Raw genomic sequence first — 12804 nt, 5'->3', positions numbered from 1 at the left:
CGCTGCATGATGCAGCGGGCTTTTTTCAATTCAGAGCATAATTTTAAAGAGTTAGAACGTCCTTTGCATGGCACATGGCGCTCTATATTCCGAGAATTATGTTTCCAGATATTTCGACGGATTAACCGGCGTAGAATTCTTACGCACTTCAAAATGCAGCTTTGGCGATTTTGCATTGCCGCTCATACCGGAACGGGCAATTTCCTCACCGCGACGTACTTTCTGACCACGCTGCACATTGATCTTGCTGTTATGACCATAGACAGTCACAAGACCATTTTCGTGGCGCACCAGAACAGTCTGACCGAATTCCTTCAGCCCGTCACCGGCATAGATAACCACACCATTTTCGGCTGCTTTAACCGGTGTACCTTCCGGCACCATAATGTCGATACCGTCATTCACAGTACCGCCGTCACGCTGACCAAAGCTGGTCAGCACCTTGCCGCGTACCGGCCAGCGCATCTGCGAGATACCGGTTGCAGAAGGCGCCATGGCGACATCCTGCTCGGCTTCTTCAATCACCTTATTGCTCGCCTGCGGCGGTGTATAAGGCTTTACGCTGCCATCCGGCACCTGTTTTGCAGCTGCAGGTGGGGTTGAAGCTGTTTTTACTGTCGTATCAACTGCGGCCTGAACCGGCTTGGCAACAGCCGCGACCTGCGTTGCGGCAGCAGTCGCTGCAACAGGGATCACCAGAGACTGACCGACGCGGATTGTACCGTCGCTCATGCCGTTCGCTTGTTTCAGAGCTGCAGCCGTCACACCATTGCGCTGGGCAATCGCATGCAGCGTATCACCGCTCTGCACAGTATAACCGCCGGTCGCAGCAGCTACTTTTGCGCCTGCATTGGCAACAGCATTATTCACTTTGTTCGTCGCAGCCTGCTGAGCATTGGCAACAGCCTGTGTACCGTTTGATTTCAGCTGACCAAGGGTCTGCGTACCACCATTGGCAGCAGCAACCAATGCGCCGCCGGCAGCGGCTTTAACGCCCGGAATTGTCAGTGTCTGCCCTGCCCGCAGCATATTCGGGTCAGTAATATTATTCGCAGCCATCAGATCATTCGGAGACACATTAAACCGGCGGGCAACGCCGTAAAGTGTTTCACCCGGCTGCACCATCGCATTATTAACCGAACTTGCCGCAGCATTGGTCATATTGCTGCCAGCCATTGCAACCTGCTGTGTCGCCTGATCGCGTACGGACTGAACAGAGTTCTGAACATTATTCTGCACAACCTGTGCAGCGCCCATCGGTGCGGCAGTTCCTACCGGCGGCAACTCGTTACGCTGCACATTACCGGAAGCCACACGCTGCGCAGCCGGCATCGACGGATAGTTATCCGCGCCGTTATTCTGCTGATAGGACTGATTCTGTGACTGCATAATCGCGCGCTGATTATTCGTCGATCCAGTCGTAAGGCCATCCGTAAAGCGTGTCATATCCCCGCTACAGCCAGCAACCACACCTGCAAGCAGGATGACCGCGCTATGACGCAGAAGACGCTCGGACGCATGATGCAAAACTTTTTTACGCATATTCAACCCGTCCATACCCGAAACTCTAAGTAGACTTATTAAAGCGCGTTAATGTTACCTGCTGGTTAAAATTGCTGTAAAAAAATTAAAAGATTCATCAAACGGATACCATAATCGCTAAATCAGGCAAATTTGATACACGACATGCTGCTCCGAAGCCTGTCAGAGCGCTGTGACAACCATAAAAACCGGGAAATAAAATCAGCCGAAGTTTCAGAGAAACGCAGCAGAGCCTTCGATAAACGGCTGATAACGCACCATCATCAGGTCTTCACGCTCAAAACGGCTGCCGACTTTGGCCATGCGGCACATGACCTGCTGCCCGTCACCCTGCCCGACCGGTGCAATCATCACGCCATGCGTTGCCAGCAAATCCAGATATTGCCGCGGCATTGCATCCGAAGCCAGCCAGACGATAATGCGGTCATAAGGACCACCAGCTACACCATGGCGGCCATCTGCATGTTTGCAAACAACATTTTCGATCTGATGTGCCTGAAACTGATTGCGCGCGGCTTCTGCCAGAGTCTTATAACGCTCAATCGTTGTCACACGCGCGGCAAGGCGCGCCATGACAGCGGCAGTGAAACCCGAGCCTGTGCCGATTTCCAGCACGCGATGTCCCGCTTCAAGCGACAAAGCCGAAAGAAAACGCGCCTGATCGTCCAGCCCCTCAATTGATTCGCCGCAAGCCAGCGGCAAAACACGATTGCTATAGGCAAAATCCTGATAGGCCGAATTGATGAAATGCTGACGCGGCGTAGCTTCAATTGCTGCAAACAAACGCGGATCGTGCAAACCGCGACTGCGCATACGCAATACAAAAGAGGCAAAACCTTCTTTGCCGCTCATGCGATATTTGCCCGTATTTGCCTGCATGTGAATATTCATGAACCCTGCCCGAAGTCAGATTTATAGCCGATCAGGCAGCATCATCCTTTAAAATTGTAAATTCAGAGATAATGCGAAGAAATAAAAATGCCGGAGACATTTCCGCCTCCGGCATTTCCTTAATCCAGACCTGAATATCAGGCTTTTTCGATACGGGTCATGCCGCCCATATAAGGCACCAGAGCCTCAGGAATGGTGATGCTGCCATCTTCTTCCTGATAATTCTCCATCACAGCGATCAATGCACGGCCAACAGCAACACCGGAACCGTTCAGCGTATGAACGAAACGGGTCGCTTTTTCACCGGCAGCACGGTAACGCGCATTCATGCGACGTCCCTGAAAATCACCGCAGACCGAGCAGCTGGAGATTTCGCGGAATGTGTTCTGACCCGGCAGCCATACTTCGATATCGTAGGTTTTCTGTGCGCCGAAGCCCATATCACCGGTGCAAAGTGTAACAGTGCGGAATGGCAGACCGAGACGCTTCAGAACTTCTTCAGCACAACCGGTCATGCGTTCCAGTTCGGCTTCCGAGCTATCCGCATCGGTGACTGATACCATTTCCACTTTCCAGAACTGGTGCTGACGCAACATACCGCGTGTATCGCGACCAGCAGAACCAGCCTCTGATCGGAAACAAGGCGTCAGCGCAGTCACACGCATCGGCAGTTCAGCACCATCCACAATCTCGCCATTGACCAGATTGGTCAGCGGCACTTCCGCAGTCGGGATCAGCCAACGGCGGCTTGGATTATCAGCCAAGCCAAATGAAACCCGTTCTGGCACCTTTAAAATATCTCTTAATTCTCCGAGAACTTCAAATGCTGTCCGGTTAGGATCTCGCATAATTGCTTGCTGAGCAACATCCCATGCTGCATCATATTGCTCTTTGATATCTCGCTCTAAGTTTTCTTGATCTGCTGTTCGAAACAAATCTTCCGAAAATTTTGGAAGCTGGCCTGTACCATAAACAGCTTTATCATTAACCATCAGCGGAACCATAGTTTCAGAATAACCATGTTCTGTGGTGTGCAGATCAAGCATGAACTGACCGAGCGCACGTTCCAGACGCGCAAGTGCACCTTTCAGCACGGTAAAGCGCGAGCCGGACATGCGGGTAGCGCGCTCGAAATCCATCAGACCGAGGGCTTCGCCCAGTTCAAAATGCTCTTTTGGTTCAAAACCGTAATTACGGATATTGCCGACACGACGTGTCTCGACATTATCATTCTCATCTTTACCGACAGGAACGCTGTCATAAGGCACATTCGGCAGGCTCGAGAGAACATCATTCAGCGCTTTATCGAGACGACGTTCTTCTTCTTCCGCTTCAGTGAGGAAGGTTTTCAATTCGGCAACTTCCGCCTTCAGGCGGTCAGCGGTTGCCATATCTTTTTCGCCCATCGCTTTGCCAATCTCTTTCGAGGCGGCATTGCGGCGCTCCTGCGCTTCCTGCACCTTGGCAATATGCTGACGGCGGGCTTCATCCAGCGCCAACACATCGGAGGATACAGCAGAGGCTCCGCGCTTTTGCAGAGCAGCATCAAGAGCTTCAGGGTTTTCGCGTATCCATTTAATGTCCAGCATTGGAAGTACCGTTATTTTTAGGTTCAGGTTCACCGTAATCACAACAAGCGGTTACGGCAGGCTCTTATATCGCAACACGATCACAACTGATCCGCTGCAATGCATGAAAAGGCAGCATAAATGCTGCCTTCAATTTCTATCACATGATACGAAAATCAGGACGATTTTTGCTCATTATCATCTGCAGGTGTGAGATTATTGAGAATTTCGGCCTGAGCGCGCTTCTTCTCAATCATCTGTGCCAGCCAGATCGAGATTTCGTAGAGCAGGATTGCCGGTATAGCAAGACCAATCTGGCTCGCCGGATCCGGCGGTGTCAGCACGGCAGCCACCACAAAGGCAATCACAATCGCATATTTGCGCTTATCCCGCAGGCCCTGTGCAGTCACCAGTCCGACCTTGGCCATCAGCGATGTGATAACCGGCAGCTGGAACACCAGACCGAAGGCGAAAATCAGCGTCATAATCAGACTGAGATATTCCGACACTTTCGGCAGCAGGGAAATCTGCACTTCGCCATCCGCACCCGATTGCTGCATGGCAAGGAAGAACCACATCACCATCGGTGTGAAGAAGAAATAAACCAGCGCACCGCCCAGCAGAAACAGCAAAGGCGAAGCAACCAGAAACGGCAGGAATGCCATACGCTCATGCTTATAAAGGCCGGGCGCAACAAACTTGTAAATCTGCGAAGCAATCATCGGAAAGGCAAGAACCAGACCGCCGAACATCGCCACTTTCACCTGCGTGAAGAAGAACTCCTGCGGTGCGGTATAGATCAATGCAGCTTTGCTGCGATCCATCCCTGCCCAGTCCAGCGCCCATTGATAAGGCAGAACCAGCAAATTGAAGAGATGCTTGGCAAAAGCAAAGCAGAGTACAAAGGCCAGAAAAAAGGCCACAATCGACCAGATCAGGCGGCGGCGCAGCTCAATGAGATGCTCAAGCAATGGCGCAGCGCTCTGGTCTATTTCATCCTGATCACTGCTCACTGCTCAGTTCCTGTCTTTTTTGTTGTTTTCGCTGCGGCTTTTGCACGGGGCGCAGCAGCTTTTTTCTCTGCGGCTTGTTTTGCCGGTGCAGCTTTAACCGCAGAATCGCTTTTTGCCGGCGCTTTCTTTGCAGCAGGTTTTGCCGCTGTGTCAGTCGTAGCTTTTGAAGCTCTGGGTTTCGCGGCTTTTTTCACCGGTTCTGCAGCAGCAGGCTCGGCAACAGCAGCTGAAGGCTTTGCAGCAACAGGCTGTGCAGCAGGCGTTGCCGCTTTCGCCTCTTCCTCTTTGATTTCAGAGAGATCCAGCGGCGAATCCATAGGCACGGCCGGTGTTTCCTCCGGCTTCGGCGATGCATTATTCAGGCTGGCACGCAAATCATCACCGGCGCTGCGCACCGGTTCAAAAATATCCGTCACCGTTTTGCGCGGGTCATATTGCTTCACGCCGTCAATTGTTTTTTTGACTTCGTCCAGCTCTGCCTCACGCATAGCTTCATCAAAATGCGTCCGGAACTCGTTCGCCGTGGCGCGCAGCTTTCCTGTTGCCTTGCCAAAGGCGCGCAACATTTTCGGAAGATCCTTCGGGCCGACAACAACGATCATAACAACCGCAATTACCAGAAGCTCCGACCAGCCTATATCTAACATCGGCGTTCCATTTCACCATCTGTCCGCCTTTGGCCTGTGTTCAAAGCGAACGCGTGGCCAAAGTCTATCTGCGCCGCATAAGGCGGCACAGTCCGGCAGAATGATCTGTAATTACAGTTTTGTCGTTTTCTTTGTCGGCTTGACCTGTTCGCCGGTCTCATTGTCGATGGTCTTGGAAGAAGCAACATCGGTTTCTTCAGGCTCGTTCATGCCCTGCTTGAAGTTTTTGATGCCCTTGGCAACATCGCCCATCAGTTCAGGAATTTTGCCGCGGCCAAACAACAGCAGCACAACCGCCAGAACAATAAGCCAATGCCAGATCGAAAAACTACCCATCTTATATCCCCTAAATGCTCTCGCGGCATATTCATACCGGAGCAGGATTATCCAAATTCAGTCTCTATTTAAGCGTAATCACAGCATTGTTCAAACAGAACCGGTGAAATTTCTCTTTGTTCTACAGCATAGTTACAAAAATAAAAAACATTTATCCGGCAGAACCCCGCTGAAGCCCTTATCCGGTAACGTGCCGCTGTTTGAAATGGCTGCAACCCCGCCGCTGCTTAAAAGTTAACAAGCACAGAATTATGACAATTTTAACAGTAGAAGCAGCGAAAAGGGCTATTTACGCTCATCATCTTCGACCTTCGGCATGAAAAGACCTAGCTCTTCAATATCACCGGCAGTCAGCGGGTCTTCATCCGCCAGCAACTCATCCGGCCGCACACTCGGAACCGGCACAGAGAAATTCGAAGGCAGACGTGCGGAGAGCAGCCCTGCCCCGCGCAATTCATCCATACCCGGCAGATCGCGAATCTCTGCCAGACCGAAATGATCCAGAAAACTGTCTGTCGTGCCATAGGTCACCGGACGTCCCGGCGTGCGTCTGCGACCGCGCAGTTTCACCCAGCCGGTCTCCATCAGCACATCCAATGTGCCTTTTGAGGTTTCCACACCGCGAATATCTTCCATCTCCGCACGGGTTACCGGCTGATGATAAGCAATAATTGCCAGCACTTCGAGCGCCGCACGCGACAGTTTCTTCTGCTTGACCAGATCGCGGCTCATCAGAAAGCTTAAATCCGATGCTGTGCGAAACGCCCAGCCGTCACCGGCCTTGACCAGATTGACACCGCGCAGACGATATTCACTTTGCAGCACTTTCAGCACCGGCAGCAGTTCCACATCCAGCGGCAGTCGCTCCGACAGCATTTTCTCCGTAACCGGCTCGGAAGACGCGAAAATAATCGCCTCAACCATACGCACCACATCACCCAGCGCCTCGCGTGACGGTACGGACGGATTGGTATCATCGGAAGATATGATCGGCATTTCAGCCTCAGCAGCTGTCAAAATTTCAGTCTCGCTCACGCTTCATCCTTATCTTCGCGATCCGTCTTCAGATCATCGGGCACACTGCTCACCGGTTTGCGTTCGGCAGCGCGTACAAAAATCGGTTCGAAAGCTGCATTTTGGCGCAATTCCATCCGCCCTTCACGCACCAGTTCAAGACTGGCGGCAAAAGAACTGGCAATCGCACTCGCACGATCTTCCGGTCGCGCAATATAATCCAGCAGAAACGCATCCAGCGCCACCCAGTCCTGCAATTCCCCAACCATGCGCACCAGCAGCACCCGCGCCTCTTTAAGCGACCAGACTGTGCGCTTGGCAATCTGCACATGGGAAACCGCCTGCCTCTGACGCTGTGAAGCATAAGCCGTGAGCAGATCATAAAGCGAAGCGCTGTAAAGGCTGGTCTTTTCCACCAGCACCGTTTCCGGCATACCACGGGCAAATACATCGCGCCCCAGCCGGTCACGATTGACCAGCTTGCCCGCCGCATCACGCATCGCTTCAAGCCGTTTCAACCGGAATTGCAAAACAGAAGCCAGCTGTTCGCCGGTCTCGCCATCCTCATCTTTGACCTTGGGGATCAGCAAACGCGATTTGAGATAGGCCAGCCATGCCGCCATCACCAGATAGTCCGCCGCCAGTTCCAGCTTACGGTCGCGTGCCAGTTCAATGAATTTCAGATATTGCTCGGCAAGTGCCAGCACGGAAATCTGTGTCAGATCAACCTTCTGATTGCGTGCCAGATGCAGCAGCAAATCCATCGGTCCTTCAAAACCCTGCACATCCACATGCAGGGTCAGATCTTCGGCACTGTCCGGCGGAATGATGAGTGCCGTCTCCGACTGCCACAGATCATCCATAGGCACATCGGCCTTTGGTGTCTGGGGATTATCCGTCTTTGCGGTTTCGGTACTCATCATCCGGCCTGTTATTTATTGAAGTTCTGCCCGATTATCAGGCAACAGCGACCTCTGGGAATAAAGCCTTAAATTCCGCACGGACCGCTGCCTCATTGCTCAGATCCGCTTCACCTGCAAAGACTTCAGCCAGTTCCGCACGGCGCAGACTCTCATCTTTCAGATCAGGAATAGCAGCGGCAACGGCAATAGTTTCTTCCAGCACGCCGCTGCAATGCAGCACCACATCACAACCGGCAGCGATAATCTCACGGGCAATATCATCCAGATTACCGGACAGCGCCTTCATGGAAATATCGTCGCTCATCAGCAAGCCGTCATAATCCAGCATATCACGGATCACGCAATTGATAACCACCGGTGACAGCGTTGCAGGACGTTCCGGATCAAGCGCCTTGTAAACAATATGCGCAGTCATAGCGGCCGGCAGATCATCAAGCTGGCAGAATGGTACAAAATCACGGGCGCAGAGTTCACTCAAAGGCGCATCAACGCTCGGCAGTTCCTTATGGCTGTCGGCAAATGCACGACCATGCCCCGGCATATGTTTCATCACCGGCAGCACACCACCGGCCATCAGTCCTTCAGCAACCGCATTACCCAATACCGCAACAGTTTCCGGATCATAGGAGTAAGCGCGCGAGCCGATCACCTCATGAGAGCCTTCAACCGGCACATCCAGCACCGGCAGACAATTGGCATTGATGCCAACGCCCATCAGATCAAAAGCATGAAGACGGCCGAGCAGCCAGGCGGCGCGCATGCCTTTTTCCTCATCCTGTTCATAAAGCGCACCGATCTGCGACGCTGACGGATAATTCGGCACCAGCGGCGGGCGCAGACGCTGCACACGTCCGCCTTCCTGATCGATAAAGATCAGTGTCTCATCCCGTCCGGTTACATCGCGGATTTGCGCGGTCAATGCGCGCAACTGCTCCAGACTTTCCACATTGCGGGCAAACAGAATAAAGCCCCACGGACGCACACGACGGAACAATTCCTGCTCGGCTTCGGTCAGCATTGTACCTTCGAAACCGGTAATCATGGCTTTAAATGTCATTGCGGCAATGCTCCTCGCCTATTGGAATATGACAAATCAGACAGGCATTTCGCAGATAAATGAGATCATTTAACGTCCGCGATAATGCGACAAATCAGATAATGCTCTCTGCATAACCCATAAAGAGAAAATGCGCTGCGTATTTTAAAGATACACAGCGCATTTCATGTTTGTTTTACATATTTTCAGATCAGAGTGTCGGGAAGCAGCTGCCGCCGGCAGATTTCAGACGCTCGCAGAGCGCTGCGGCTTCAGCCTTAGTACCACCCGGAATACGGACACGGTAATAAGTACCCTTACCGGCAATATCCGCTCGTTTGATATCAACACCACGACCACCGATAACATTACCGTAGCGCGAGCTCATATTGGCATAGCTCTTCTGTGCCAGTTCTGCACTCGGCTGCGAAGCGATCTGAATGAACCATGTACCCGCAGGAACATTGGCCGAAACATTGGCTGCAGGCGCAGTGGCGCTGGCAACCTGCTGCGGCGCAGTATTTTGTGCAGGACGCTCCACATTGCCTACAACATTAACCGGCTGCTCGGCAGGGCGGGACGGCACAACCGGAGCTGTTGTCACTTCACGCGGTTTGACCTGTTCACCGGAAGCGGTGAAAGTCTGCGTCTGTACAACGCGCGGTGCTGCTGCACTCTGTGCAGAAGGTGCCGGTGCATCAGTACCCAGACGTTCAGGAACAGCACTCTGGCTGATCAGGCGGGATGCCTCATCAAGACCATTATCGGTTGCAGCTGCATTATTATTTGCAGGCGCAGTGGCCGCCGGTGCTTCACTCGGTACGATTGTACCGTCAGCACGCACAACCATGGTTTTGACCGTGCGTGGTGTTACCAACTCACGCTCAGCCTCTTGTGCTTGATTATTGGCAGCAGGAGGCGTCGCACTATTGGTGCTTTCCGGTTCATCTGACAGCAAACGGTCTTCTTCCGCATCTGCCCCCTGCAACAGGCCTACATCAACCGGCTCTTCTTCCGTATTGATAAGGGTCTTCTGTTCAGGCGCAGCAGGCTTGGTACCGGAAACCTGATCGTAAACAGCCTTATCTTGATTTGGTACAACCATACCGCCCGGATTTTCCGGCTGGACTTTAACCGGCTGGCTGTCAGCCCGCAGAACTGCAGGTTCGCCGCCGACAACACCGCCGGATTTGAGCATATAGTAACCGCCGCCCAGAACGATCAGAGCTGCTGCAGCGACCGATGCCCAGAGGATAGGTTTACGCAACGGGTTCTCTTCACGCGGACGGGCTTCCGTATAGTCATCCTCATCGCGGGCAAAATTTTCGGACAGATTATAGGTGTCGAAATCATTATTCTGCGCACCCTGAGCCGCCCAGTGATTGTAATAATCATCCTGCGTGGCATTGCCTGTCTGGCCTGCACCGCTCTGCGCGGAGGAACCACGCAGTGCTGCACCCGCTACGGCTGCACCGGCAAGACCAGCTGCAGCACCGGCAATAGTGCCGAAACCTGCACCATTTGAACCGGTGTCTTCCGGCTCAGCTTTGACGCTCGTATGATAGTCTGCGAAATTATCCTGCAGGATATTTTCGAAAGCCTTGTCCGCCTCACTGGTTGTATCCGGTGCAGCAGCTTCATTCACACTGATCGTGCTGAAAATTTCTGCAAATTCTGATTCGAGGCTGTTCAGCCCCGTTTCTTTAACATCATCGCCATAGCTGACCTCAGGCAGATCAAGCGCCTGTGTCTGCTCAACCTTGTTTTCCGACACAACAACGGATTCAATTTCCGGTGCCGGTACAAACGGCTTGGAGGCTGCACTCTGAGCTGGCTGATAGGCCGGAATTTCCGGTTCATCATTCAGATCAAGATCAAGCGACAGTTCTTCCGATGCTTCTGCAACGGCGAAATCATCGGCAGGCTGCAGGTCTTCATCAAATGAGAAATCGAAATCATCATTGCTGAAGAAATTATCCGCCGCGACCGGCTCCTCATAGACTGGTTCTTCATAGGAAGCGGCTGCAACAGGAGCGGCATCACGCACAGGCTGCGAAGCATAGGCAGACGGAATAGCTGCAATCGTATCCGCAAAGCTGCTGACAGAGCGTTCTGCTGTACTTGCTGCAGATGTGGTTGCAGCCGCAGCTGCCGGTGTCGCCGCACCGAATGTGTAGGAAGAATAACCGCGCACTGCATTATGCGCCAACGGAGCCACAGGCTCATTATACGCCGATGGAGCCACAGGCTCATTATACGTCAATGGAGCCTCCGGCTCCGGTACATAAGATTGCTCTATGGCCTGTTCTGCAACGGGCGCGTTTTCTTCTGCTTCGTAGAAATCATCGCCGAAGTTGAAATTTTCAGTCTGTTGCTCTTCTTCAAAAGCGACTGCCTGTTCCGGCTCATAGGTTTCGGTTGTTTCTTCCGCGTAATCAGACTGTGATCTGGCGCCGAACAGATCAGCAAAGGAACTGGCAACCGGAGCTTCAGCTGTATCAGCACTGTCCTCTTCCCAATTGGTCTGGGCGCTGGCTGTGCGGTTTGGCAAGCGGCTCAGATCGGGAGCAGCAAAGAACTCATCATCAATCTGATCGTAATTCTGCACCGGTGCAGCCTGCGTATAATCATCCTCGCCCTGCATATCTGTATGGGCATAATGATCCGCAACCGGCTCCTGACCGTCAAAATCGGCTACAGCAGGCGCAACCTCAAGGGATGGTGCATCAAACAATGGCTCGATATCGGTTAGCGGAACAACTTCATCCTCATAAGCCGCAACCGGATCAGCATAGGCCGTTGCTTCAGGTGTTGCTTCAAACGGTGCCTGATAAGCATAATTATCCGTCTGAGCCGGTGCCGCAGCAGGTGCTTCATCCTGCAGCAGGAATGAAAGCTCATCCTCAAAGCTGGTATCAGACTGCTGTGCTGCATTCACAGGGCGGTAAGCCTCGTTTTCCGCAAAAACATTGTCATAGCTCTGGGCAACAAATTCCTGTTGCGGCTCACGGCCGATATCAGAAAAATCGAAATCATCTGCATTCAGTTCATGCAGATCAAAATCCTGAGCGACCTGTTCTTGTGAAACATTGGCCGCGGCTTCCGAATATTCAGGCGCATGGGAACCATAACCCGCCTGATAAGGCTGGGCATACTGGTTCTCCTGATAATACGGCTCAGCAGCAACCTGCGGAGCGGCTTCCGGTTCAAAGCTCTGGCTCAGCTCATTTTCCAGCGAAGAGAAATAATCTTCATTCGCAGCCTGCACAGGCTCTGAAAATGCTGCATCCTGAGGCAGATCGGAATAGGCCTCATAATACGCATTCTGCGGTTCCGCAGCCGTATAATCCTGCTCTTCCGCATAATATTGCGGAATATCCTGCTGAAAGGCAGGCTGGGACTGTTCCGGTGCTTTTTCTTCTGCATAGGCACGCTGCAACGGCGCATAGCCGGTAAAGCGCGGCTCGACAGCCTGCTGGTAAGAGCGGCTCTCAGCAGCTGTCTGCTGAACAGGGCTGAACGCTTCATCCTGCGGCTGGAAATTGCTGGCTGGCTGTGCCGGTTCAGCAGCGAAGTCAGCCGCGAATTCAGCATCGAAATCTGCCATCAGTTCCCGCTCAAGGCTCATCTCGGAAGACATTTCCGGTTCAGCCTGCACATTCTGCATATTTTTTTGTTCTGCCGGTTCATCAAAGCCAAAAATGCGCGACAATTCAAACAGCGGATCATTATCCCGCGCCGATTCGTCGCGAATATCACTGTGATTCTGATTGCGGCCCGTCACGCTACTGTCAGTCATGGCGTTTTCCTAATTTCAACTGGAGCGCCCGCCGA

Annotated in this window: 10 protein-coding genes; all 10 read right to left on the bottom strand. The window is 52.7% G+C overall.

Features of this window, described 5'->3' with window-relative positions; genetic code table 11:
• Window positions 1-96: 96 nt before the first annotated feature.
• The 10 genes from BKD14_RS06940 to BKD14_RS06895 all read right to left on the bottom strand — a co-directional run bounded on the left by BKD14_RS06940 (window position 97) and on the right by BKD14_RS06895 (window position 12769).
• Window positions 97-1557: a LysM peptidoglycan-binding domain-containing protein gene (locus tag BKD14_RS06940; protein ID WP_075654873.1), complete on the bottom strand. Its 1461-nt coding sequence runs from the start codon at window positions 1555-1557 to the stop codon at window positions 97-99.
• Window positions 1558-1755: 198 nt separating this feature from the next.
• Window positions 1756-2433 carry a protein-L-isoaspartate(D-aspartate) O-methyltransferase gene (locus BKD14_RS06935; RefSeq protein ID WP_022711482.1) on the bottom strand — a complete coding sequence of 226 codons (678 nt, stop codon included), beginning with the start codon at window positions 2431-2433 and terminating at the stop codon, window positions 1756-1758.
• Between the two features lie 137 nt (window positions 2434-2570).
• Complete coding sequence (gene serS / locus BKD14_RS06930) at window positions 2571-4022, bottom strand: serine--tRNA ligase (protein WP_075654872.1); 1452 nt, start codon at window positions 4020-4022, stop codon at window positions 2571-2573.
• A gap of 155 nt (window positions 4023-4177) precedes the next feature.
• Window positions 4178-5014 carry a twin-arginine translocase subunit TatC gene (gene tatC / locus BKD14_RS06925; protein WP_022711484.1) on the bottom strand — a complete coding sequence of 279 codons (837 nt, stop codon included), beginning with the start codon at window positions 5012-5014 and terminating at the stop codon, window positions 4178-4180.
• Window positions 5011-5661 (bottom strand): Sec-independent protein translocase protein TatB, encoded by a 651-nt coding sequence (gene tatB, locus BKD14_RS06920; protein ID WP_075654871.1) that lies wholly within the window; start codon window positions 5659-5661, stop codon window positions 5011-5013. The genes tatC and tatB overlap by 4 nt, the downstream gene beginning before the upstream one ends.
• A 111-nt stretch (window positions 5662-5772) precedes the next feature.
• Window positions 5773-5997: a twin-arginine translocase TatA/TatE family subunit gene (locus BKD14_RS06915; RefSeq protein WP_022711486.1), complete on the bottom strand. Its 225-nt coding sequence runs from the start codon at window positions 5995-5997 to the stop codon at window positions 5773-5775.
• Between the two features lie 285 nt (window positions 5998-6282).
• Window positions 6283-6993, bottom strand: coding sequence for an SMC-Scp complex subunit ScpB (scpB, locus tag BKD14_RS06910; protein ID WP_075655703.1), 711 nt, complete (start codon window positions 6991-6993; stop codon window positions 6283-6285).
• A gap of 35 nt (window positions 6994-7028) precedes the next feature.
• Window positions 7029-7874: a ScpA family protein gene (locus tag BKD14_RS06905; protein ID WP_083646988.1), complete on the bottom strand. Its 846-nt coding sequence runs from the start codon at window positions 7872-7874 to the stop codon at window positions 7029-7031.
• A gap of 94 nt (window positions 7875-7968) precedes the next feature.
• Window positions 7969-8991, bottom strand: coding sequence for a beta-N-acetylhexosaminidase (gene nagZ / locus BKD14_RS06900; RefSeq protein WP_075654869.1), 1023 nt, complete (start codon window positions 8989-8991; stop codon window positions 7969-7971).
• A 190-nt stretch (window positions 8992-9181) separates the two neighbouring features.
• The gene (locus BKD14_RS06895; protein WP_075654868.1) at window positions 9182-12769 is read right to left on the bottom strand and encodes an SPOR domain-containing protein; all 3588 of its coding nucleotides are present in this window, start codon (window positions 12767-12769) and stop codon (window positions 9182-9184) included.
• Window positions 12770-12804 lie beyond the last annotated feature (35 nt).

The sequence above is a fragment of the Pseudochrobactrum sp. B5 genome (assembly GCF_001939785.1).
Lineage (GTDB): Bacteria > Pseudomonadota > Alphaproteobacteria > Rhizobiales > Rhizobiaceae > Pseudochrobactrum > Pseudochrobactrum saccharolyticum.
Note: the sequence above shows the minus strand (reverse complement) of the source record. Positions and strands in the feature narration are given on the sequence as shown.

Coding starts and splice junctions, on each gene's coding strand:
- tatB (WP_075654871.1), bottom strand. CDS start 5,661: ATGTTAGATATAGGCTGGTCGGAGCTTCTGGTAATTGCGGTTGTTATG.
- BKD14_RS06895 (WP_075654868.1), bottom strand. CDS start 12,769: ATGACTGACAGTAGCGTGACGGGCCGCAATCAGAATCACAGTGATATT.
- BKD14_RS06940 (WP_075654873.1), bottom strand. CDS start 1,557: ATGGACGGGTTGAATATGCGTAAAAAAGTTTTGCATCATGCGTCCGAG.
- BKD14_RS06905 (WP_083646988.1), bottom strand. CDS start 7,874: ATGGATGATCTGTGGCAGTCGGAGACGGCACTCATCATTCCGCCGGAC.
- nagZ (WP_075654869.1), bottom strand. CDS start 8,991: ATGACATTTAAAGCCATGATTACCGGTTTCGAAGGTACAATGCTGACC.
- scpB (WP_075655703.1), bottom strand. CDS start 6,993: ATGCCGATCATATCTTCCGATGATACCAATCCGTCCGTACCGTCACGC.
- BKD14_RS06915 (WP_022711486.1), bottom strand. CDS start 5,997: ATGGGTAGTTTTTCGATCTGGCATTGGCTTATTGTTCTGGCGGTTGTG.
- serS (WP_075654872.1), bottom strand. CDS start 4,022: ATGCTGGACATTAAATGGATACGCGAAAACCCTGAAGCTCTTGATGCT.
- BKD14_RS06935 (WP_022711482.1), bottom strand. CDS start 2,433: ATGAATATTCACATGCAGGCAAATACGGGCAAATATCGCATGAGCGGC.